Annotated in this window: 22 protein-coding genes and 1 pseudogene; 7 read left to right on the top strand and 16 right to left on the bottom strand. The window is 48.4% G+C overall.

Annotated elements, in window-relative coordinates; all coding sequences use genetic code 11:
* Positions 1–68: 68 nt before the first annotated feature.
* The 7 genes from C7B65_RS16190 to C7B65_RS16220 all read right to left on the bottom strand — a co-directional run bounded on the left by C7B65_RS16190 (position 69) and on the right by C7B65_RS16220 (position 8,187).
* Positions 69–2,876 (bottom strand): ATP-binding protein, encoded by a 2,808-nt coding sequence (locus C7B65_RS16190; protein ID WP_106254062.1) that lies wholly within the window; start codon positions 2,874–2,876, stop codon positions 69–71.
* 141 nt (positions 2,877–3,017) lie between these two features.
* Entirely contained in the window at positions 3,018–3,788 is a 771-nt protein-coding gene (locus C7B65_RS16195) for an ABC transporter ATP-binding protein (protein ID WP_073073179.1), read from the bottom strand.
* Positions 3,789–4,022: 234 nt separating this feature from the next.
* Positions 4,023–5,312, bottom strand: a complete 1,290-nt coding sequence (locus tag C7B65_RS16200; RefSeq protein ID WP_244913220.1) for an FtsX-like permease family protein — start codon at positions 5,310–5,312, stop codon at positions 4,023–4,025.
* 200 nt (positions 5,313–5,512) lie between these two features.
* The gene (locus tag C7B65_RS29310) at positions 5,513–5,638 is read right to left on the bottom strand and encodes a hypothetical protein (protein WP_262983547.1); all 126 of its coding nucleotides are present in this window, start codon (positions 5,636–5,638) and stop codon (positions 5,513–5,515) included.
* A 160-nt stretch (positions 5,639–5,798) separates the two neighbouring features.
* The gene (locus C7B65_RS16210) at positions 5,799–7,202 is read right to left on the bottom strand and encodes an amidohydrolase family protein (RefSeq protein WP_073073173.1); all 1,404 of its coding nucleotides are present in this window, start codon (positions 7,200–7,202) and stop codon (positions 5,799–5,801) included.
* A 33-nt stretch (positions 7,203–7,235) separates the two neighbouring features.
* Entirely contained in the window at positions 7,236–7,553 is a 318-nt protein-coding gene (locus C7B65_RS16215) for an Mpo1-like protein (RefSeq protein ID WP_073073172.1), read from the bottom strand.
* Between the two features lie 136 nt (positions 7,554–7,689).
* Entirely contained in the window at positions 7,690–8,187 is a 498-nt protein-coding gene (locus C7B65_RS16220) for a sterol desaturase family protein (RefSeq protein ID WP_073073170.1), read from the bottom strand.
* Positions 8,188–8,308: 121 nt separating this feature from the next.
* Between C7B65_RS16220 and C7B65_RS16225 the strand changes: the two genes are divergently transcribed.
* Positions 8,309–8,647 (top strand): c-type cytochrome, encoded by a 339-nt coding sequence (locus tag C7B65_RS16225; protein WP_073073168.1) that lies wholly within the window; start codon positions 8,309–8,311, stop codon positions 8,645–8,647.
* A 47-nt stretch (positions 8,648–8,694) separates the two neighbouring features.
* On the opposite strand, the gene C7B65_RS16230 is transcribed toward C7B65_RS16225, so the two are convergent.
* Positions 8,695–11,088, bottom strand: a complete 2,394-nt coding sequence (locus C7B65_RS16230) for a VWD domain-containing protein (protein WP_073073166.1) — start codon at positions 11,086–11,088, stop codon at positions 8,695–8,697.
* 269 nt (positions 11,089–11,357) lie between these two features.
* Between C7B65_RS16230 and C7B65_RS16235 the strand changes: the two genes are divergently transcribed.
* Positions 11,358–11,813 carry a hypothetical protein gene (locus C7B65_RS16235; RefSeq protein WP_073073164.1) on the top strand — a complete coding sequence of 152 codons (456 nt, stop codon included), beginning with the start codon at positions 11,358–11,360 and terminating at the stop codon, positions 11,811–11,813.
* Here C7B65_RS16235 and thrC read toward each other — a convergent pair.
* A complete protein-coding gene (thrC, locus tag C7B65_RS16240; RefSeq protein WP_073073152.1) occupies positions 11,810–12,922 on the bottom strand; it encodes a threonine synthase in 1,113 nt (370 codons plus the stop codon). The genes C7B65_RS16235 and thrC overlap by 4 nt on opposite strands.
* 183 nt (positions 12,923–13,105) lie before the next feature.
* On the opposite strand from thrC, the gene C7B65_RS16245 reads away from it, so the two are divergent.
* The 3 genes from C7B65_RS16245 to C7B65_RS16255 all read left to right on the top strand — a co-directional run bounded on the left by C7B65_RS16245 (position 13,106) and on the right by C7B65_RS16255 (position 14,533).
* Positions 13,106–13,333 (top strand): hypothetical protein, encoded by a 228-nt coding sequence (locus tag C7B65_RS16245; RefSeq protein WP_073073151.1) that lies wholly within the window; start codon positions 13,106–13,108, stop codon positions 13,331–13,333.
* Between the two features lie 84 nt (positions 13,334–13,417).
* Complete coding sequence (locus C7B65_RS16250; RefSeq protein ID WP_073073149.1) at positions 13,418–14,107, top strand: low-complexity tail membrane protein; 690 nt, start codon at positions 13,418–13,420, stop codon at positions 14,105–14,107.
* Positions 14,108–14,314: 207 nt separating this feature from the next.
* Positions 14,315–14,533: a hypothetical protein gene (locus C7B65_RS16255; protein ID WP_073073147.1), complete on the top strand. Its 219-nt coding sequence runs from the start codon at positions 14,315–14,317 to the stop codon at positions 14,531–14,533.
* A gap of 48 nt (positions 14,534–14,581) precedes the next feature.
* Here C7B65_RS16255 and C7B65_RS16260 read toward each other — a convergent pair whose 3' ends face one another.
* Positions 14,582–15,133 carry an alpha/beta hydrolase gene (locus tag C7B65_RS16260; RefSeq protein WP_073073145.1) on the bottom strand — a complete coding sequence of 184 codons (552 nt, stop codon included), beginning with the start codon at positions 15,131–15,133 and terminating at the stop codon, positions 14,582–14,584.
* A 64-nt stretch (positions 15,134–15,197) separates the two neighbouring features.
* Positions 15,198–15,521, bottom strand: coding sequence for an antibiotic biosynthesis monooxygenase family protein (locus C7B65_RS16265; RefSeq protein WP_073073144.1), 324 nt, complete (start codon positions 15,519–15,521; stop codon positions 15,198–15,200).
* Between the two features lie 215 nt (positions 15,522–15,736).
* Between C7B65_RS16265 and C7B65_RS16270 the strand changes: the two genes are divergently transcribed.
* Positions 15,737–17,509 carry a DUF1565 domain-containing protein gene (locus tag C7B65_RS16270; RefSeq protein ID WP_223257407.1) on the top strand — a complete coding sequence of 591 codons (1,773 nt, stop codon included), beginning with the start codon at positions 15,737–15,739 and terminating at the stop codon, positions 17,507–17,509.
* Between the two features lie 181 nt (positions 17,510–17,690).
* Here C7B65_RS16270 and C7B65_RS16275 read toward each other — a convergent pair whose 3' ends face one another.
* Both C7B65_RS16275 and C7B65_RS16280 read right to left on the bottom strand, forming a co-directional pair.
* Complete coding sequence (locus tag C7B65_RS16275; RefSeq protein ID WP_073073140.1) at positions 17,691–18,566, bottom strand: S-methyl-5'-thioadenosine phosphorylase; 876 nt, start codon at positions 18,564–18,566, stop codon at positions 17,691–17,693.
* 200 nt (positions 18,567–18,766) lie between these two features.
* The gene (locus C7B65_RS16280) at positions 18,767–19,138 is read right to left on the bottom strand and encodes a hypothetical protein (protein ID WP_106254065.1); all 372 of its coding nucleotides are present in this window, start codon (positions 19,136–19,138) and stop codon (positions 18,767–18,769) included.
* A 475-nt stretch (positions 19,139–19,613) separates the two neighbouring features.
* On the opposite strand from C7B65_RS16280, the gene C7B65_RS16285 reads away from it, so the two are divergent.
* Positions 19,614–20,213 (top strand): hypothetical protein, encoded by a 600-nt coding sequence (locus tag C7B65_RS16285; protein ID WP_342353007.1) that lies wholly within the window; start codon positions 19,614–19,616, stop codon positions 20,211–20,213.
* Between the two features lie 42 nt (positions 20,214–20,255).
* Here the strand turns inward: C7B65_RS16285 and C7B65_RS16290 are convergent, their stop codons facing one another.
* The 3 genes and pseudogenes from C7B65_RS16290 to C7B65_RS16300 form a co-directional block, all read right to left on the bottom strand.
* Positions 20,256–20,693 carry a hypothetical protein gene (locus C7B65_RS16290; protein ID WP_073073120.1) on the bottom strand — a complete coding sequence of 146 codons (438 nt, stop codon included), beginning with the start codon at positions 20,691–20,693 and terminating at the stop codon, positions 20,256–20,258.
* Positions 20,690–21,109, bottom strand: coding sequence for a hypothetical protein (locus tag C7B65_RS16295; protein WP_073073118.1), 420 nt, complete (start codon positions 21,107–21,109; stop codon positions 20,690–20,692). Before C7B65_RS16295 ends, C7B65_RS16290 begins: the two co-directional genes overlap by 4 nt.
* A pseudogene (locus C7B65_RS16300) lies at positions 21,106–21,654 on the bottom strand (dTDP-glucose 4,6-dehydratase); the annotation flags it as partial. The gene C7B65_RS16295 and the pseudogene C7B65_RS16300, both read right to left, overlap by 4 nt.
* Positions 21,655–21,743 lie beyond the last annotated feature (89 nt).

The raw sequence follows: 21,743 nt of genomic DNA on the forward strand, positions 1-21,743 counted from the left end.
AACTTCTAATTTCTCATCAACAGTAGGAACTGAGACGGCATAGAACGTCTTCCACAAGTGGGATATCGCTAAATCGTAGGATGGGCGCTTTGCGCTTGCCTGATCGGAATCGTAATCACAAGCTGGGCACCTGCACCTGGCTCAGAGATACAATTAAGCTGGCCTTGATGGCGTTCAGTCACAATTTGATAGCTGACCGAAAGCCCCAGCCCGGTGCCTTTGCCGATCGGTTTAGTCGTAAAAAACGGATCAAAAATCTTAGATCGCACCGTCTCGCTCATGCCCATGCCGTTGTCGCTGATTGTAATCGTCACGCGATCGTGATCCACAACTTCTGTCTTGATCGCGATCGCGGGCAAATCTTGAGCCTGAGAATGAGGTTCTAACGCCTCGATCGCATTCATCAAAATATTCAAAAACACCTGATTTAAATCCCCGGCGTAACACTGGACTGACGGCAGTTGACCATAGTGTTTAATGACTTGAATCGCTGGACGGGTCGAGATTGCCTTCAGGCGACTTTCTAAAATCATCAAGGTGCTGTCGATGCCTTCGTGCAGGTTGACGGTCTTAAAGTCTGACTCGTCTAATCGAGAAAACGTCCGCAAAGATTGCACAATTTGTTGAATGCGCTCTGCCCCAATCTGCATCGATTGAAACATCTTGGGTAGATCGTCGGTCAAAAACTCCAGGTCGATCGCCTCTATTTCAGCTTCGATTTCACGAGACGGATCAGGACAGTGCTGTTGATAAAGGCTCACGAGCCGCAGCAGACTTTGAGCATACTCTTCGGCATGAATCAAATTTCCATAGATAAAGCTGACCGGATTGTTGATCTCATGAGCAATGCCAGCGACCATCTGCCCCAAACTAGACATCTTCTCGGTTTGAATCAGTTGTGCCTGAGTTTGCTGCAATTCTTTGATGGCAGCCGCGAGTCGCATTGCCTGAGTTTGGGCGACTTGGGCATTGTTTTGGGCTTCGGCATAAAGTTCTGCTTGACTCATGGCGATCGCTAACTGATCGATCACACCTCTAAGCAGTTTTACCTCTTCTGGCTTCCAGGGGCGGCTCCCTCGCGTATGGGTACAAATGACCACGCCCACCACTTCACGGTCTTTTTGCATGGGCAACCCTAAAAACGAGGTGCAGTCAAGCGATCGCAGCAACCGCCGCGACAATGGTGCAGGTAATTGAGACACATCATCTAATTGAATGGTTTGAAACTTGAGAAATTCTTCTCCTAACACGCCTGCAAACTTTTTAGAATAGGAACCCAGGGCACTTCTAATCGTCGGTAGCTTAGATTCTGTGACGGCTTCCCAGATAGCGGGCTGGGTATGAGGGTTATACCAAACAAAGGTGCAGCGATCGATGTGCATCAAGGCGCGAATCTCAATCACAGCCGTTTGCAAAATTGTATCTAAATCCAAAGACTTGCGAATTTGACTGGTGATATTGCTTCTCAATCTAAGTTCTGCGGTGCGTTCTTCCACTCGCACTTCTAAATTTTCGTTAGCAGTCGCCAAGGTTTGAAACGACGTTTGAAGCTGCTTTGTCATTTGATTAAATGACGTTGCCAACCGATCTAACTCTCTGATGCGAATCGGAATGCCAATATTGACATTGACCCCTTGACTAAGTTCTTCGGTCGCAGTTTTGCCAGAAGCAAGCAGCGAAGCCAGCGCTTTTGAGGCTTGACTAAACCGCAAAATGGGTGCTGTCAGCCACCGGGCAATTAGCATAGCGATCGTAATCGCAACCATCACTGCAATCACACACAAGAGAACTCCGACTTGCTTTTGGGCATCGACTTTCCCAGTAAATTCCGACTCTGGTGCGATCGAGATCAGCAGCCAATCCAGTCCTTTTTGATCTTGCCAAGGGGTGACTTGCACATAGTGATCATCGACTGCCTTGGTTTCTAAAGAATTTTGGGATGAGATCGAGACTTCTAAACTCTGCTTGCTGTGAATCTGCTCAAGACTGCCAAACTTCTGCACTAACTGCTTCATCGTTGAGCGAATCTGCACATCTCCACTATTAAATGCCGATAGTCGCTCGGCTTTTTTATTGACAATCATCGTCACTGGCTCAGAGGAAGAACTCGCGACGAGTAACCCCGATCGTTCGACAATAAACACTGCGCCCGATCGACTTACAGGCAGTTTTCGCAGCGATTTAGAAATATCTGAAAGGACGAGATCAACGCCTAACACGCCAATCAGCTTCTTTTTTGAATCATAGAGAGGATAGCCAGAGCTAATCGAAGTCACTTCTGGCATGTCATCCCACTGATAGATTTGGCTCCAAACCGGACGACCTGCCTTCACCGCTTCGATATACCAACTCTCAGCTTGAGGATCGTATTGGGTGATGCTGTGTACCTTTGTTCGTCTAGCGAACTGATCGACTTCGTAATCGTAAGATTTTTTGAGGGCTGCTTTGTTAATCTCGCTGGTTGTAATTGTTTCGCTTGAGGCATAGCCTGCCCCCGCATATTCTCCTAACGGGCTAACAAAGTTGACATAGCTCACCTTAAACGTTTGAACTTCTTTGAGAAAAAGGCGCTGCATCTCTTCTAAGTTAGACGGCGTAATCAGCCCGATTTGCAGCGCATCGCGGTTTGTCTGATCGACCAAATGCACTCGACCCAAATACTCATTTAAATGCTGAGTGACCTGCAAATTTGTTTCACTGTGCAATCGCATCGCCAAGCCTGCGATCGCTTGGTGATCGTTACGAACCGATAGCCACCCCACTAAACCTGCGATCGCAGAAATTTGCAATACAAAAGATGCTACGAGAATCCCGTTGAGAGAAACCGTTAGCGATCGCACAAATTTTAACGGAGGAACGAGGCGCGATAGTTTCACAAGAGGGGCTGGCTGGTGAAGAAGACTTGAAAAGATTAACCGTTCACGTCTTCTTCATCAGAGTGCCCCTTTCTGCTAAACGAAAATCAGGGGATCGGGTTTTCAGCCAGAAGAAACGACATCTCCCACTTTTTACCTTACTTATCGAGTTCTCACACCTGACTTTAAGACTCCATCTTCTAGATAAGCAACACTATCTGCAACATCAATGATTCGGGGATCGTGGGTGACGATCAAAACGGTGCGTCCTTTCTCTTTCGCTAAGTTTCGCAATAGCTCGATCACGGCGTGACCATTATGAGAGTCGAGGGCGGCAGTCGGTTCATCTGCCATAATCAAACGCGGATTTCCTGCCAGGGCACGGGCGATCGCGACGCGCTGCTTTTGGCCGCCTGAGAGATCTTGAGGGTGCCGTTTTGCTTGCTGAGACAGCCCCACCTGATCTAACAAGTCTAAAGCTTGACGATGAGCAGCCGCGCGACGAATGCCTTTAAGGTTAAGGGCAACCTCAACATTTTCTAGGGCAGTCAACGCTGGAAATAAATTAAACCCCTGAAAGATGAAGCCGATGTTTTCAAGCCGAAACTTCGCCAATTTTGAGCTAGATAGCTTAGAGATTTCTTCTCCGAGCAGGCTTACACTTCCAGATGTAGGGGTGAGAATGCCTGCCAAAATTGAGAGTAGCGTCGTTTTGCCAGAACCCGATGGCCCCATTAAAAGCTGGATATCACCAGACTTGACCTCTAAATCGATATTTTTTAGTGCTTGAAACCGCTCGGTTCCTGACTGATAGACCATCTCTACGCCACGAGCGGCGATCGCGTTAACCTCTGTTCTCTCAAGACGGATAGAGAGATTAGCTTGAGAAGCACTCCCGGCACTTTGCAGTAAATCGATTTGGGTGGCAGTCATTCTTTAATCTATTGAAATGAAGGGATTTTTAGACGGCGTGTGGGGAGCAGCTCACAAGCTTTCATTCTGAAAGGTAAATACACCCTCTGAGAGGCTAGATCCGGGTTTAGGTAGAAACTTCACTTTATATATCTAGTCTACCTAGACTCCCTGAGTTCCCATCAGCAAAAGGATTGAACTTTAACGATCGCTAACGTCTCGCCTCGCAAGGATTACGAGATTTTACAGCTTACCCTAAGCTTTGAAAACGATAGCCGGATCGACGCGTGTAACTTTCTGCACTGCAAAGAGGGCAGACCCTACGCACATCACCACCGTTAAAATCAAAACCCCCCCTGCCGTGGCGGGAGTAATTAGGATCATGATGCCCTTGGCGGTCTGTGTCCAGGCTCCAAGTCCGAGACAAAAGGCCATGCTGGGAATATATCCTAAAACTGCCATCCACATCGCTTGCTCTAAAATGACGCTGTAGATAACCCAATTTGACGCACCCATCGCTTTAAGAGTTCCAAACTCGCGCAGGTGGTCGGCCACTGAAGAGTAGAGAATTTGACCCACAATCACCATGCCAACCACAAATCCCACGGTTGCTCCCAAGCTGAGAATAAAGCCGACTCCGGTTCGCTCTGACCAATAGACCTGAGTTTGCTCGGCAAGTTCGGCTTGAGTGTAGGCGCGAGTGTCAGGCAGAGCCGCCTCTAAGCGCTGTTTTAATTGCTGCAAGTCTTGCCCCGGCTTTGCCCGGATTAACACATAGGATATGGGGTCAGAAATGCTGAGACTGCGAGGAGGGGTGAGAGAAGCAGGTTTGCCATCTAAGGGAGCATTGTCAAAATTGTTGGTGCAAACGAGATTGCCTTGGGTTTTCCGGGTGCAGTTGACTGAGGTGTTTAACCCGGCAGTGGCATAGGCGTTAGCGTTTTCTAGCGACGTGAAGATAAACAAGCTAGACACGATCGACTGCGTATCTTGAGACAACCCCACAATTTGCGCCGGGAGCGTCCCGATTTTGCCTTGCTCACCGATTTGCGTCTGCCCTAAATTTTTTAAGCTAGAGCGATCGACGACGACTTTAAAGGGTTGTTTAACGGCATTGAGTTTGCCCTGGCTAACATCCCAACCTGCAAAAAGGCGACTGTTAGGGTCAAAGCCAAAAATTCTGACTGGGGTAATCAGTCCAGAATCGCTGCGCCAAATGCTCGATCGAATCATCAGCGCTTCTGCCCGCTCCACCCCTGAGACTTGTTGAGCCTGGACGACTTTTTCAGCCGCGATCGGGCTTGTCAACTCTAGATGCACCATGTCTTTAGAGGCAACCCACAGATCGGCGGTAGATTGATCAATTAAAAGCGCCGTCGATCGAGTGAACCCTTTAAGAATGCCGACTTGAATCGTCACCAGGCTGACGGCAAACATGATGCCAGCTTGCGCGACGAGAAAGCGAGGAATGTCTTCAAAGAGGTTTTTGCGGGCGATCGAGGCCATCGGCAGAAGGGGGGGACGCGGGAGGGTAGTTCTAGTCACACTTACACGTTACATTTCTCTAGTCTATGCAGAATGACCGCCCTCGTGTTCCATCCGTTCCTAACCAAGGACACTATCTGAACTGTCTGCTGTAGCGATCAATATTGTCTCTAAATCTCCAACCATCTTGGGAGACGATGTTACGGGGTAGTCCATGTTGCCATCATTTGCTCGACGGACTCAATAGAGATGCCCTGACCCTAATCGATTTCATCCAAGTCCTCTTTAACCGCCGCAATAAACTCAATCTCTCTCAGCATTTCGTGCAAAAAGACTGTCGCAGGTAACCGCTTTACAAGTTCAAGCACTGCTTCTTTATCACTCATTGCAAACCACAACTTGTTTAGGTAGGCATACCAATTGTACGGCAACTTTTTGCCCTCACTCTTCAAACTACCCTTTTGAAATCGACCCGTGGCTGGGCAGATCCCGTAAGAGTACAGTGGTGCGCCCCTACAGAATCTGCCAGATTTCACTCGACAAATTCTAACCTCGTGTTCCAACCAGCGTTGAAGCTGACAGGTTTTCGGGCAACGATCGACTTAAGCGATCGCCATACAGCGCCAACGCATTGCCGTTGAGCAGTAGGTTGAGATGCTCACGATCGTAGTCGGCGACTTCGGCGGCAGACTTGACACAATCCTTCAAAACACCATCCCAATGACCGTAGTCACCAGAGAAGCAGGTCAGGTGTTTGCCCATTTCACCCATCGCGATCGGCAGGTAAGCCGGGGCGGGATCATCCGATTCAAAGGAGGTGAAAATCTGCCCGCGTCCAAAATATTCCATTGGGTCACGGTGACGCAGATCGTAGTGTTCGTATAGGCTAGAGTCGTCGATTTGCGTTGGGTCATGCTGCTTTGTCCACAGCAGATCGAACAAATTTTTTGCTTGGCTGATGATGTTGCTGTTGTTGTGAACGCCTCGCTCTTGAATCATCAGCTTCGTGAATTCCATTAGCGAAGGGCGATAGGGATTCTTGGGATCAAAGTCACGAATGCGCTTTTCCCAATGTTCGTGGAAGGCGTGGGCGAGGTCAGGCAACCAGCCACAACCCCCTTCTAGAAAGCCGACTCGCAAAGTGGGGAAGCGCTCAAACACACCATCAAACACCATCCGAGCCAGTGCCATCTGCTGTTGATTACGCTGTACAAAAATATGGCTGAGGACAAACGTCTCCATGTGGTCAGCGATGCCGCCAATCATGTAAGAACCCGGCCCGCCATGAATGCCGATCGAGACATCCAAATCAACAGCCGCTTGCAGAAGTGGCTCAAAATCAGGATGGCTAAGAGTTTTGCAAGTGCGAATTTCGGGGAATGCGTCAGGCGCTTTGGGGTGCGGAATCGCAATGTTGGGTGCGATCGAAACGCCGATCATGCCCAGCTCATTGACGCAGCGACGCATCTCTTTGATGGCTTCGTTGACATCTTGCATGGGCAAAACGCCGATCGGCTTGAGGCGGTTGTCATAGCCCCGGCAATCGTCAGCCATATAATTGTTGTAGGCGCGACAGAGGGCGATCGCCATGTCTTTGTCTAAATAAGACGAATAGCTCAAAGTCCAAGTGCCGTAAATCACCTGCACGTCGATGCCCTCCCGATCCATGTGTTCGATCCGCACCTGGTTAAACATGGCTCCCAGCGTGGTTTCTGGGTGAAGGCTGCGAAAGCCACCTTTGCCTAAACCTTGAGGTTGAGGATAGAGTCTTTCTAAGTCATTCTTGCCAGTTGCGGGGTTAAAGTCGATGACTCGCATTCGTTGATCACCCAAGCTATCGACGATTAGACTGAGGCGATCGCGATATTGTGGCTCGATGTAGTCTCGAATCACGAGCGGATTCTCGATCTTGTGAGCATCTGCGTCGATAACTAGCAAATCTTGATACATGAAGTTCCCCGTAGTGTAGATTTTTGTAACGAGTTAGGCGGTTGCTTTGGGTTTGAAATGCTGCCAAAGCTGGCGTAGACCAAACCAATGCTCAAACGACCAGGCGAGAGAAACCAAAATGGTAATGCCGGGATATTTGACGAAAGCAGGTTCGTTTTTCTCGAAAACAGCGTGTCCACCCAGGGCAAACACTTGAGTCAGCAATAGACAAACGAGTGTCATGCGCCAGTCATAAAACAAGTAAATGACCGCAGCGATCGCCAACAGATTTGTTAAGTGGTGTAACGCCTGGTTGATTGGGTTTTGATGAGAGGCGACAAAGTGCGCCTTTGCATCTTGGAGGTAGCTCATAGCGCTTCTCCCCGTTCTTTCTAATGGGATTTTGGAACGATAGCACAGAGAAATTCAGGAGACGGGGGAGCGATCGAAAGTTTTTGGAATTGGTAACGATTTTTTTGAGAATTGCCTGAAGTTCAGAGTTTTTGACTCAAAACCAGCGCAGTTGCCAATAGCTTTTTTCAGGTTGACTTAACTCTTCGTCAGTTAGCCAGTCAACCTGCTTATAGGTGCCAAACGCATGATCCCACCAGTCTACGGCGAGTCCAAAATTGTGATGCCACATGCCATATTTGTGGTGAACATAGTGGACGGGCATCTTCATCCAAAAGCACTTGGTCGGATTTTCGTGCTGTAGCTGGTGAGCATAAGACGAAAAAGCCGCGTAGATAAAACCGCCCAAAAACCAGCCTATCCCTGCTGACCGCGAGTGAAAAAACATCAAACATAGGACGATAAACGTCCCTCTCACATAGTCGCGGAACTCCCACAGCACGCCCTGTGCTTCATTGCGACGATGGTGATCGCGGTGTCGTTCACCAATTTTGGGCGAGACGTGCATCAAGCGATGCAGCCAATATTCGACTAAGCTTGCCAACACAAACGCGATCGTAAAACAAACGATACCCACTCCTACATTTACTAGCACCGCACTCGCTCCTTGAAGATCTTCTTAGTATTGTGCCATTGTCTTTAATCAGGGCAATAGGGCACAAGGCGAGAAAAAGATGCCACGATCGAGACCACAGACACTTTTAATTCAAACGAAAATGATTCAGCGATTATTGATAATTGGATGGAGCGCGATCGTCTTTTTGATCAGTTCATTAACCCTCCCGGCTCTTGCCGCAGACTTGACGAGTGGTGCCAAACTATTTGAGGTGCAGTGTGCGGGATGCCATGCTAACGGCGGTAACATTGTGCGACGCGGCAAAACCCTGAAGCTGAAAGCACTCCAGCAAAACGGCTATGCAACCGAGGCGGCGATCGCTGGCATTGTCACCAACGGCAAAAATAATATGTCTCCTTACAAAGACCGTCTCAACCAGGCTCAGATTCAAGACGTGTCAGCTTATGTACTCGATCGGGCAAAGAAAGGATGGAAGTAGGCTTTGTCTTGCAGTAAATGCTCATCTACAAGATGGAGGCGATCGCACTAAAGGCAACCGACAAACGGTAAGCAAACTTTGGGTTTAATCTTTTCGATGACGCGATCGACAGCCTGTTCTGGTGTCGGGATGTTTAAACGAGGGAACAGTTGATTGACGATACCGACATAGCCGTTGATTTCTGCTGTAGCACGAGCAAACTCAGAGAAGCCGGAGAAGCCGACATCAAAAATGCAGCCTTCCATCAAATCTTGAGTGACATTTGCCTCTGTGCAAGCATTCTGCGCCTTCTGGATCTGGTCGGCAGACAACATATTGAGCGTCAAGTACTTGTCTGGAAAAGCAGGATCAACATAATTCTTGGTGGTTTTGCCTGCCGGGTAATCAAACAAGGATTCTTCTTGTTTAACGCGCCAGCTATTGCCAAACTCCTTATAAAGTTGGTCGAAGTAAAGCTTTTCGGCTCCACTCAGCGCCCCTGGAATTCTCAAACCAGCGAAGCTTAAGACTTGCTTCACATCACCATAAGTTGACTTGGAGTCCAAAGAGTTTTCTTTGCCGCGAACCCTTTGGTCATCGTTAGGATTACCATTGACGTTTCCGAGCAAGCCACTATATTTTCCTGCACGGTTGTAAACGAAGGGTGAAACGTTGAAGTATGAATTGCCCCCAGTACTAATTGAGCTAACGACAACCTTCTCACCTGTGGAAAAGTTAACCACATAATTATTGCCTTGTTTCAAAATCTCGCTACCGTTTGGCAGAGCTAGTTTGTCGCCTTCAATGGTCGTTGGCTTGCCATTAATTCGCAGCGGAGTGCTGGTATCTGCATCAGGAAAATCTTTTGAATATAAGGCAACTCGGCTATTCCCCACTTTCATTGCTACAGCGCTGTTGAGTGAAAGCGAAGGCTTGACAGGTGCTTGACGTGTTTGAACTTCAAAGGAACCATTGCTAGACTTTGACAGGATAAATTCTCCCACTGTTTGAAAGCTGTATCTCATCCCATCGAAGGTAGCGATATGCGGGTCGCCGTAAGTTTTTCCCTCTTTCAGTTTGCACTCTTCACGGTTTTGATTGCTTTCAGATTTACACGGGTCTTCATAAATGCCCATTAGAGCTTTGATTGCGGGTATATTTCCGCTGATGTTTGGGCTATTTGGATAATCTTGATCCTCAAAAATAATCTGGTTTATATAGTCTCTGCTAGCTTTTTCTGCGAGAGAAGCTGCCATCTTGTATCCAGGGCGATCTTTTTCATCTTTGTTAAGGCCGTTAGGACAGTCGAAAGGGTTAACAGAATCTGCCAAAGAGAACCCGTGTCGTACTTTACCTGGCGGCGCGACGCAAGGACTGATAATGCTATCGAAGTACCCAGATGTAAGTTTTTTAAGATTGGGATCGAGGGTTCCCGGATCGTATTCTTGTCTGCAAACACGAAAGATGCATATCTTTTTTTTAATAGTAGCAGTTGGATCGCCATTAGGCTTACCATCATCTTTTTTGTTTGGATCGGCGGGTTTACTACAAGGAGGAGTGTGCTTATCTGCTCCATCACAAATAACTTCTCTACCTAAATCCTCATTGATTTCAGTCTTGCCCAACTCTACCCAATTGCTGTGAGCGTAAAAATCCTGCAAAGTATGTAAAGCTTGTCCAAGATTTCTACGAGCTTCTTTTCCTATGGCTTTTTTATCTTCTTCAGTGGAGTCCTTCCTAATTGGCTTTAATGCTTCAACAACTTCAGACTTTAAAGTTTTAAGCCGCGCTGATGCTGCTGGAAATAGGTCGTTATCAAAATGATTTTCAGGTATACCAAAATCTTCAGAAGGATTCAAACCAAACATACCTGGATCTAAATCTACACCCCTATTAGCTTGGTAAATTTCCTTTTGGGCATCTTCAGTAAACTGGAGATCTGTTCCATCCTCGTCAACCAGCACCTTTTTATCTCTCGGAGAAACCCATATTCCATTAGTTGCAAGTTTCGTTATTTCACGATGTCCCTCATTGTCTTTATCAGGTTTGAAAGCCAAAGTAGAACCAGTAAACCCTCTTGATTCTTCGATTTTGACTGGTTTGTGCGTCGATAAATTACTGTCAATATCTCGTACTTCCTTGAGAGTAGAAGTAATCGTCGCTGTTGCACGATCGGACTCCACCCCTAAATTTGGAGTGCAGAAAGTAGAGTTAAAGCTGAAAACTGTACACGACGCAGCTAAGAGGAGACGATTTAAAAATGAGCCTGAAACAAAGACAGTTGCAGTTGTAGCAATGATGAAGCTAACAATACCTAGCAACCAAAATCTAACTCCGCACATGAATCTGCCCACTTTATTAATGCCACTGAGAAGAATCGCGATCGCCTTCCGCCAAAAAACAGCACTGGTGATAAATAGAAAAGTAATGAGAGTAATAAAAATAAACCGGAGCGATCGCATACTGAAGCTCTCATAGGATAAGTAATTTCTCCAAGAGAATACAAAACCGCTTCAGCTTTAGTCCAGTGATTCTACGGGTCTTCTCACAAGCTTTAAATACTTTCCTAAACCCCGCGCCTCTCCTTTAAGGGTCACATTCAAATATTTAGCGCTGAAAGCTTTACTTGGTAAAAGATACACGATATGAGTTTTAGGGGTGAGCGTCGCATAGAGTGTGAAGTACGATCTTTGCAGCGAACCTCATTTAAATTCAACAGAGGCGTAGAAAAATGGCTGACCAGGTTGTGCAGTGGCTCAACGAGATTAAAGACCTCAAACAAACGTTACAAGCAGCGCAAGAAGCGCAGGAAGCCGCAAACGCTAGCGCTGACAATTGGCGAAAGCTCTATGAGACAGAAGCCCAGCAGCGACGCACAGAAGCAATGTTGACCCGACAAACGATCGCCGATCTCAAGTCCGAAATTGCCCAACTTCAAATTCTTCCTCAAGCTTCATCAGACCGATCGAACACGCAATCCACGATCGAGCGCTCGATCGAGAATCTGACCACCGTTGACGAACTCAAAGCCAGACTGTTTGAACTTTGGACAGAACACGATCGCCTCGCTCAAGATCTCAAAGCCGAGCAAGCCGACCACGCGCAAACCCGCAAAAACCTGACCACTGCACTAGGCGATACGGTGGATTTACTGACTAAAGTCAGAGAACAAAAGGGCGAAAGTTAAAATCCCATCGCTTTCGCAACGGCTTCTAAGTCTGGTGAAATGCCTTGTTTAAATTGATTTTGACTGTGTTTGATCGCAGTGTCAGGATCTTTCAGTCCATTACCCGTTAAGACACAGACCACCGTTGCCCCAGTCGGCACTCGATCCTTGACCTTAAGCAGCCCAGCGACGGAGGCAGCGCTAGCAGGTTCGCAAAAGATTCCTTCTCCAGAAGCCAGCAGACGATATGCGTCTAAAATCTCTTCATCGGTGACGGCATTAAATTCGCCCTGGCTCGACTCCTGAACCGCTAGAGCTTTTTGCCAATTGGCGGGGTTGCCGATGCGAATAGCGGTGGCGATCGTTTCGGGGTGACTGATGATATGACCACTGATCAAAGGAGCCGAGCCTGCTGCCTGAAAACCCATCATCTTCGGAAGCCGGGTGCAGCGTCCTTCTTGATGATATTGGCAAAAGCCCATCCAATAAGCACTAATGTTTCCAGCATTGCCAACTGGAATGCACAGCCAATCAGGCGCGTCGCCCAACACGTCAACCACTTCAAAAGCAGCCGTTTTTTGACCTTCAAGCCGATAGGGATTGAGCGAATTGACCAACGTCACCGGGTAATTTTGTGACATCTCACGCACGATTTCTAGAGCACGATCGAAGTTTCCATGAATTGCCAAGACTTCCGCCCCATAGAGCAACGCTTGAGCCAGCTTTCCGAGTGCTACGTAGCCATCGGGGATCAGCACAAACGCCCGCATTCCTCCACGACGCGCATAGGCAGCAGCGGCGGCAGACGTGTTGCCCGTACTGGCACAAATCACAGCTTCTGCCCCGGCTTCTTTGGCTTTAGAAATCGCCATTGTCATGCCGCGATCTTTAAAGCTGCCTGTCGGATTCAGACCGTCGTATTTCACAAACACTTTCACCTGCCGACCGATCTGAGCCGCGATCGCAGGTGCCGGAATCAAGGGCGTATTGCCCTCGTGCAGCGTGATCACGGGCGTTTTATCGGTGACGGGAAGATAGCGCCGATAGCCCTCAATCAAGCCGCGCCAGTTTTGAACTTTGGGCATAGCCTCGTGAAGCGAGTCATCTTGAACAGACAGACTTAAAGTCACAGGGTTGAATCGTTGAATGCAATAGTAGATCCTAGTCTACTACAGAGGGTCAGAGTGCCCTGTCTCTTAAAGGAACTTAGAGAACTTTCTGCCAGTCATAAAACAGAACACTTCGATACAAAGTCGTGTAAAGTTTAGGTTAAGATAATTTTCGGTGTGAGTAAGTACAAATTCCTAAGACCTATGACAACGACGAATTCAAATCATCAGTTTAGCAATACAGCAGTGTGTGAGCAGCGCCAAGAGCCTTCTGCGCTCTCAGATCAAGAGTGGGCCCGATCGCTCGAAAAGATGAAGGCACTCTATCAAGCCGATCAGCAAGCAAAGTTTCTCAATCTTCACGCTGAAACTGAGTCCTTACTGCATCAGCTACAGACTCTTAAGCAACAGCGAGAACAGGAAATCGGCTAGTCCATCAGCCTTTTCTCTCGATAACTCACGCCTCATGCCCCCACACCTTCTAAAATGAGGGATGCGTTTAAGTAGGTGTGAGTTATGCGGACTTTCTGGTCTGATCCCTATCTTTGGATTCATGCGGCGGGTGTGGCAGCCGTTCCCTTGGGGTTGGTGGTTTGCCTATTGGGGTTGGCGGTGGGTGACCCACTGTTGCCCGTCTGGTTAGAGTTAGGGCTAATTGCGATCGTCGGCATCGCCCCGATTGTTTGGATGCAGTGGCAGAAACCTTTCTATATTTTTAGTCTAGTTGCTGTTGCGGTCAAACCTGAGCGGTTGACCGACGATCAGCGCCGAATTTTGACGCTCTTTAAGTCTCGCCGCAGCCCAGTCTGGATTGGGCTAGGAGCGTTAGTGATGTGGGTGCTTTTATGGCAGATTTATTTGATTGCGCCGATCGCGGCTGATGTCACACCATTTCCAGTGCGAGGGCTGGGGTTAGGAGTGGCAGCGATCGCATTTCTTGCCAGCAATCTGTTTCTACAAGTTCCGCTGAGTGTGGGTCGAGTGCTTCTGGCAAGTGATCAAGAGTTTGCGGTTGCCCAACCGTTTGCCGTTGAGCAAATTCTGCCAGCTTTCTCAGTCTTGGGGTTGAAAGTTAACCAAATTGTGCTGCCCCTGCTGCCTGATGAAATAGCGGCGGCACCGACAGCGTCGATCGGGGCAGACCCCTTAAATTCGGTCACTGACTTCTCGACTCCCGATGCAGATGATTCGGCGGATATTTTATGAACGATCGTGAGCGCTTTCTGTTATTACGATAGAATTTTTTATATCTCAACCGAGTAGAAATGTTGTCAAAATTACAGACAACAATGCTCATTAAGCTATCTTGTAGATAGGCTCTGATAAGAATTTGGCTTCCCAAAATTAAGTTTTTCCTAAAGCGAAACCGCTTCAACGCTACAAATTTTTGATGCTCTCTCACAAAGGTCTGCCATGTCTAACTTCAACGCGTCTTCACCCTCTGAAGATAATGCTCACCCTCTAGCTTACGAGACTCAAGTTTGGGATAGTCTCAAGCGAGCGATCGCCGAGAGTTCAGGCTTTAAAGGCTGGAAGATTGAGCGAGAAGTAGACAAGCGCCTGGCAGATATCAGTCTTGATACGCTGGTTCATACCTACTTGCGCGAGACGCTAGAAACCCTGGCTTACTAAAAGTCAAGGCTCAAATCCTCCTCTCGGTAGTGCCCCCTTTTTAGGGGGTTATCTTTTAAGAAGAATGCTGCCGAGAGGGCCTTTGATGCGATCGACGAGATCACTCAAGCGACGATAGGCATCCACAATGCGATCGCCATCAACTAAAACCTCTTGAGTCGGATATTTCTGCACGATTTCTAAAACCGAAAGTTTGCCATCTCCGCTAGCAGAAAGCGCAAGAGCACCTCGAAGCGCTTGACGATCAGCACCTCCGGTTGGGGTTCGGATGGCTTGACTGAGCGGATCGAGGAGGACATTTCCGATCGGACTGTTCATCACTCGATCAAGCACGATCGGATTAATGCGGATCTCTTTCGTGAGCGTTTGCCGCACCGCTTCTGGTTTTTGACGGGAGAGTTTCAAATGAGCTTGCAGGGCAGGCGATGTGTTTCCCGTTTCAGCAAAGGTTGTCAAGTCGCTGACTGAAACAGATTCTCGCAAAATGCCATATTTCAAAATCACTTGTTGAGCCGCAAAAGCAGAGGGACTCACGACAATAGCACCTGTTGCCACTCCTAAAGCCAGCAAAAGACGAAAAGATAAACCTTGTAATTTCATACGCTTAGTTAAATGAGGATGACTTCCTCGACGTTAGCGCACTGCAATAGGTTCTCCCATTTTATCATTCTTTAGGCAGAATTTCGCTCACAATCTCATAGGCGTTGATCATTGGCACTGCCGAAAACAACGGAGTCATCTTCTTGAGAATAGCTTGATGGGCCTCGCTGCTGTTGGCTTCCATCAGTGCCTCGCTCTCCCAAAAAATCACAGAAATGCCGCGATCGGTGTCTTTCTCCCGCAGCAGATAAGCACCTAGAAAACCTTCTGCATACATGGCAACGGCTTCTTGATAAAGTTGCTGCGCTGCTTCAAACGTGCCCGGTTTAAACTCTCCGATCGCGACCTGGGCACATTTGTGAATGAGAAAATCCTGAAAATCTGTCATGGCTCTTGTCGCCTCTATGAAAATTAGCTGGGTTGAGGAGTCTTACTTCATTAAACCGCGCTACAGGGAACTTAGACTCATCTAGGTTTGTCATTTCCTTCAGTTGTAAATCGAGATTTAGATGCTATCGTCATTGCTGATATCTGAGATTGAGTCAGAATTCTGACCGATTAAGCGTCCCGATTTATCAATTAACTCTTACACACCACACCAATATGTCACGCCACGGTATTCAAAAGAACTCGGTTTCTCATTTCAAAACTCGTTTTGCCTCTTCAGGGTTAGCCACTCTCATGTTGATGAGCGGGAGTGGAATCCTGCTTGCTCAGTCGGTTCCGACTCAGCCAAATAATGATGTAGTGGTTCCCGTGGTGACTCCTGAGACTCCTCAGTCTGGGCCCAGGCAGCCAAGTGTTGTCACTCCGGTGCCAGACCCAAACGTTGTCACTCCGGTACCGAACCCTAGCGTTATTCCATTGCCAACTCAGCCGAATGTTATTCCAGGGCAGATTCCGCAAGTGCCGACTGCCAGCGGCATTGTTTACGTGAATCCAACGTCGGGGAACGATCGCTCAGATGCCGGACGAGCCGATGCCCCTTATCGGACGATCGCTTTTGCCCTTCAACAAGCGACGGCAGGCACGATCGTGCAACTCGCTCCCGGAACCTATAGTAAGGAAACTGGCGAAACGTTTCCGGTCAAAATGAAGGCGGGTGTGGTGCTGCGCGGAGACGAAGTGGGCAAGGGGCAAAACATTCAGATCACGGGCAGCGGCGGCTATAACAGTAAGACGTTTGCCACCCAAAATGTGACGATCTTGGCAGCTCAGAGCAGCGAGATTCGAGGCGTGACGGTGACAAATTCTAACTCTCGCGGCACGGGAATTTGGGTTGAAGATACCAACCCGACGATCGCCAACAGCACCTTTACCAAGAGCCTCAGAGAAGGCGTGTTTGTCACAGGCACCGCGAATCCTAAAATTCTCGACAACCTCTTCACCAAAAACGAAGGCGATGGCATCTCAGTTGCAAAAGCAGCGCGGGGTGAAATTCGAGGCAACGTCTTTATAGACACTGGGTTTGGTTTAGCGATCAGCGGCACCTCTGCACCCCTTGTCGATGGCAACCAAATCAGCCAAAACCAGGATGGCATTTACATCAATGACAATGCTCGTCCTATTCTTCGCAACAACTCGATTACTGATAACAAACGCGATGGAGTTGTTGCCACGATCGGGGCCCAACCTGACTTAGGCACGGCTGAAACTCCCGGAAACAACACGATTCGCAATAACAAACAATTCGATCTCAACAACTCAACGGGTAACAACACGCTGGTTGCGATCGGCAACAGCATCGACCCTAAACGCATTTTTGGAAAAGTAGACTTTGTTGCCAGCAGCGGCACCTTTGCTGACGTTCAGGGACATTGGGCACAGGCTTATATTCAAGCTTTGGCTGCCCAGAAGGTAATTACAGGCTTCCCAGATGGCAGCTTTAAGCCCAACGATCCGGTGACTCGTGCTCAGTTTGCGGTGATTGTGAGCAAAGCTTTTAGCCCAACACCTCGCCGAGCGGGGACGACTTTTGCCGATGTTGCCAAGAGCTTTTGGGGGTTCGACGCAATTCAAACTGCCTCGCAGGGTGGGTTCATGGCGGGCTATCCTGGCGGCACCTTTAAGCCAGAACAAAAGATTCCCAGAGTTCAGGCACTGGTGGCGATCGCAAATGGCTTAGAGTTTGGCAACGGAGATGTTTCGGTTCTGTCGAGATATCAAGATGCAACTGCGATTCCGTCGTATGCGAGTGGCTCGATCGCCTCGGCAACCACCCGAAAAGTAGTCGTCAACTACCCAACTGTCGGGGCATTGAATCCTAATCGGGAGGCCACACGAGCAGAAGTCGCGGCGTTTGTCTATCAAGCGTTGGTCAACGCTGGAAAAGCCCAAGCACTGCCTTCGCCCTACGTGGTAGTCGTCAACCCTTGAAACTTTCCATCTATTTTGGGGCAGAAATATTTAATGTTTCTGCCCCAATGTACTACTCTTTTCTTGTATGAAACCACCCTGCTCCCAAAATAGAAGAAGGGGAGCCAGATTCAAAGTCCCTCGCCCGTTCTGGGAGAGGGATTTAGGGTAAGGGTCAAAGGTAATCACAATGGTTGCCGGGTTAGTATAAATATTTCTTCAGCAACAGACCTAACCGTTCTTTAGCGGCAACAGAAACTTTATCCATTGGAGTTAAAATTGCATACTTCAGTGCAGAATGAGCTTCAGAAGTCGGCGGATTTTCACTCAACCGCCGCACCGTTTCCTGAATCACTTTCTGTGCGTTGACTGCATTGCGTTGCAGATTCGCGATTACCATCTCCACTGTTACGTTATCGTGGTCACAATGCCAGCAATCATAATCTGTGACTAACGCCAAAGTCGCATAAGCAATTTCAGCTTCCCGCGCTAGTTTTGCTTCTGGAAGATTGGTCATGCCGATGATCGTTGCGCCCCAACTGCGATGCAAATGTGATTCTGCCTTCGTCGAAAATGCCGGGCCTTCCATGCAAACATAAGTGCCGCCTCGATGAAGGGCGACATCTATGAGATTGAGACTCTCAACCGAATCGCCTAACACCTTCGCCAAATTGAGACAAATCGGATCGCCAAAGGCAACGTGCGCCACAATGCCATCGCCAAAAAACGTGGAGATGCGATTTTTAGTGCGATCGATAAACTGATCGGGCACGACCATATCTAACGGTTTCGCCTCTTCTTGAAGCGAACCCACCGCAGAGGCTGAAATCAGATACTCTACGCCCAAACTTTTCATCGCATAAATATTTGCCCGAAATGGCAACTCAGACGGTAGCAAATGGTGATTTCGCCCGTGTCGTGCTAAAAATGCGACTCGCGTTCTGTCTAGCGTTCCGACAATCAGCGCGTCTGATGGTGAGCCAAATGGGGTTTCAATCTGCACCTCTTCTACGTCTTTCAGCGCCTCCATTTTATAGAGTCCGCTGCCGCCGATAATGCCAATTTTTGCTTGAGACATGAGTGAGAAAGGTGAAGTGAGTCGATCGGAGCTTATTCTACTGTGTTTCGCTGCTAGTGGTCTATCTAGAACACCGTAATCTTCAAGCGGGTGCTGAAACGTCTACCGGAAATGCTGCTCAGTTCCTGAACCTAAATAAACAGGGGTCATTAGGGGAGGCGCTACCCAGATCTAGCGACAGCTCCCTAACGTCCAACTTCCTACAGTTGAATGGTGATTTTGTTGTGCAATTCCTCCACTTGAATCAGTGAACCATTCCCGATCGCAATGTTGAACTTCGCTAAAGAATGTTCAACTTGATATCCCAGCAACACTCGAACAATTTGATATTCAGTCGTCAAATCACTCGTGCCATCCCATTTGAACAATGCCAGTTGATTGGACGCAATCTCACTCAGTTGTGACACAAACTCTTCAATCTCATCGCTCACATTCGGGAGAATGCCAGACGAGAGAAAGATGTAACGCTCTTGCAAATCTAAAGTGACACTGACTCGATACCGTTTTTCGGTTGAGCAGCGCAACTCAACGGTGAACGAAATCGAGCCAGGAACGATCGTCCTAACTCCCATAATATTTTGTCCTCTTGGTTAATTCAAAGAGGACAAGAATGCTGATTTCTCAGAGATTCTATTGGGATGAAAAACATATGCAGGATCTTGATTCCAGCCTTTCAAGATCCCATAGCAAAGCTGACGGTGTACAATCATGAACGCCTCCTGAGTTATCTAATCCTACGTATGAGGTTTTAGAAAAGGAGCCTTAATCGCTATCTACGCCAGAACGGAAAAGATTGACTCTACTAAAATCCACCCTCCACTGTAATTTTTTTACCAAGCATAAAGATGTTATTTTCGCATTCATACTGCTTTAGCTGCTGATCAATTTCTGGAGTCAGGGTTACGAGTGCCCAGGTTTTTTTGACTAAGCTATGCGCCCAAAGCATTTCGCTACTCTCGTTGGAAGGAAAAAGTAGAGCGGCAGATCAACGTTCCACCCCCTTCAGAAACATTCAGTCACCCTGGAAAATTACTGAAATCGGAAGCGATTAGTGCAGAGCGCAACTCCGAAGGAACTGCCAATGGTGCCCACTTTTACTTTGAACAAGCAGAACTCAATCTTTGCTTTCTGACTCCCGATCTCGTGCGGATGGATTGGAAGCCAGGGCTGCCGCCAGTACCTTACGCGCTTAGCGCAAAGCGCAACTCCGAAGGAACCGCCCGTCAAGAGTGGGAACCTGTCGCAACTCACCTAAAAGAAACGGCAGAGGGCTGGACAGTCACGAGTCTTTTGAAGGACGCTCCAGTACTCAAGATTGCGATCGCGATTGACGGTCGGATCACAGTCCGGGATGCTTTAGGAAACGTGGTGCGGGAAGAGTTGCCGCCAGAGAAGCCAGGAGACGGGTGGACGCATCGATCGCGGCTTCGTGCTGAAGAAGCGGTCTATGGGTTGGGAGAGCGATCGGTGCCGCTGAATCTCCGTCTTGCCAGAGAAGTGATCGAAAAGCAGGAAGTTACCCAAACGCCGAAGACCTTTCGCGTGTGGAATTACGACGCGGCGGGCAAGTATGATGCCGGGGCTGACCCCATGTATATCTGCATTCCGCTTTACTGGAGACTGCACCATCACGCACTTCACCTTTGACGAGGTTGCCACTGCCAGCTTTGAAGGCGGTGCTTTGCGCTACTACATCACATCTTGCCCAGAAGCCTCCCACATCCCTCTCGTTTGGGGAGTGCAGTTGGGGACGATTTGCGGAGTACAAGCTTTAGGATCAAAAATATCCACCAGTTGCGGCTCACCGCTACTTTCATTCTCGTGGAAAGCATCAAGCAGAACAGTTCCTGAGAGTGAGGGGCGCGGAGTCAGGGCCCGATCGACCAAAGATCGAGCATCTGCCTCGTGATAGCTATCCAAACGAGTCACTAGATAGCCCCCCGTCAGACGATGCTCAAAAGGGTAGGTCTGCCGCCAGTAAAGGTTCGGGGTCAGCAACCCAAAGACTTCCTTGCCAGAAATCTTTTTATAGTCGAGGTCTCTAAAGGCAATCGCTGAGGTCTTGTAGTCAAGAGCCGCGATCGTGGAATCGAGCGACTGATGTTGGATGAACGTTTCCCCATTCATAAATGGATGGGGGGGACATTCTTAACCCGCAGGGGAACCCCTTTCGTGAGCACGACATAGCGGATCTGATCGCTAAGGTGCCTGCGGTTCAAGAATTCCCGCAGGGGCCGCTCTACCTGTTTTTGATAGATCGGGTACTCGATCGACTCAAAAACTGGCTGTTGGCTACTGTCAAACAGTTCTAGGGTGAGAAAGTTCGTCGTGGGAATCCCTCGACGCTGCATGTAGTATTGAGCGACTCGCAAAGAAACGGGACTATTGCGGTTCGCAATCACCAAAACTCGTGAGGACTCTGGGTGAACGGGTGGATTGTTGAATGAGTTTACCCGGATCACTCCAATTGTGATCAGAGCAATCAACATTAGAAAAACAATCCAGACCGCTTTTTGTGGGCGAGGCAACGTGAACTGAATCATGCCTTAAAACTCATATAAACCTGCTGATAGTACGTTTGGTACTGCGGGGAGAGGAGCGATTGCCACCAGTCAGGGTGAGCTAGATACCACTGAACCGTCTGTCGTAACCCACTCGCGATCGTCTCACGGGGAGTCCAGTTCAGTTCAGTTTTGATCTTGGTAGCATCGATGGCGTAGCGGCGATCGTGCCCTGGTCGGTCTTTGACGAAAGTCGCCAACTGACGACAAGGGCGCACAGGTAGGTCGATCGCAAGTTCTTCCATCAAATCGCACAGCATGTAAACCAGATCAATATTTTTGACTTCGTTGTTGCCGCCAATGTTGTAGGTTTCGCCCAGCTTGCCTTGGTGAATCACAGTATCTAGCGCTTGGCAGTGATCGGACACATAGAGCCAATCTCGAATGTTTTGCCCATCTCCATAGATTGGTAGAGGCTTCCCCATGAGAATATTGACGCACATCAAGGGAATCAGCTTCTCTAGAAAGTGGTAAGGGCCGTAATTATTGGAGCAATTGGTAATGATAGTGGGCAATCCATAGGTATGGTAGTAGGCACGCTAAGTACAGGACAAAAGCTTGCAAAAGGGGGTTAGGAAAGGGTTTCATGCAAATAGTGAGTTCACAATATGAAACC

The sequence above is a fragment of the Phormidesmis priestleyi ULC007 genome (genome assembly GCF_003003695.1).
Lineage (GTDB): Bacteria > Cyanobacteriota > Cyanobacteriia > Leptolyngbyales > Leptolyngbyaceae > Phormidesmis_A > Phormidesmis_A priestleyi_A.

Bases quoted from the DNA above. Each gene is read 5' to 3' on its own strand.
- C7B65_RS16195 (WP_073073179.1), bottom strand. From the start codon at position 3,788: ATGACTGCCACCCAAATCGATTTACTGCAAAGTGCCGGGAGTGCTTCT.
- C7B65_RS29310 (WP_262983547.1), bottom strand. From the start codon at position 5,638: ATGAGTGATAAAGAAGCAGTGCTTGAACTTGTAAAGCGGTTACCTGCG.
- C7B65_RS16210 (WP_073073173.1), bottom strand. From the start codon at position 7,202: ATGTATCAAGATTTGCTAGTTATCGACGCAGATGCTCACAAGATCGAG.
- C7B65_RS16215 (WP_073073172.1), bottom strand. From the start codon at position 7,553: ATGAGCTACCTCCAAGATGCAAAGGCGCACTTTGTCGCCTCTCATCAA.
- C7B65_RS16225 (WP_073073168.1), top strand. From the start codon at position 8,309: ATGATTCAGCGATTATTGATAATTGGATGGAGCGCGATCGTCTTTTTG.
- C7B65_RS16230 (WP_073073166.1), bottom strand. From the start codon at position 11,088: ATGCGATCGCTCCGGTTTATTTTTATTACTCTCATTACTTTTCTATTT.
- C7B65_RS16235 (WP_073073164.1), top strand. From the start codon at position 11,358: ATGGCTGACCAGGTTGTGCAGTGGCTCAACGAGATTAAAGACCTCAAA.
- C7B65_RS16245 (WP_073073151.1), top strand. From the start codon at position 13,106: ATGACAACGACGAATTCAAATCATCAGTTTAGCAATACAGCAGTGTGT.
- C7B65_RS16250 (WP_073073149.1), top strand. From the start codon at position 13,418: ATGCGGACTTTCTGGTCTGATCCCTATCTTTGGATTCATGCGGCGGGT.
- C7B65_RS16255 (WP_073073147.1), top strand. From the start codon at position 14,315: ATGTCTAACTTCAACGCGTCTTCACCCTCTGAAGATAATGCTCACCCT.
- C7B65_RS16260 (WP_073073145.1), bottom strand. From the start codon at position 15,133: ATGAAATTACAAGGTTTATCTTTTCGTCTTTTGCTGGCTTTAGGAGTG.
- C7B65_RS16265 (WP_073073144.1), bottom strand. From the start codon at position 15,521: ATGACAGATTTTCAGGATTTTCTCATTCACAAATGTGCCCAGGTCGCG.
- C7B65_RS16270 (WP_223257407.1), top strand. From the start codon at position 15,737: ATGTCACGCCACGGTATTCAAAAGAACTCGGTTTCTCATTTCAAAACT.
- C7B65_RS16275 (WP_073073140.1), bottom strand. From the start codon at position 18,566: ATGTCTCAAGCAAAAATTGGCATTATCGGCGGCAGCGGACTCTATAAA.
- C7B65_RS16280 (WP_106254065.1), bottom strand. From the start codon at position 19,138: ATGGGAGTTAGGACGATCGTTCCTGGCTCGATTTCGTTCACCGTTGAG.
- C7B65_RS16290 (WP_073073120.1), bottom strand. From the start codon at position 20,693: ATGAATGGGGAAACGTTCATCCAACATCAGTCGCTCGATTCCACGATC.
- C7B65_RS16295 (WP_073073118.1), bottom strand. From the start codon at position 21,109: ATGATTCAGTTCACGTTGCCTCGCCCACAAAAAGCGGTCTGGATTGTT.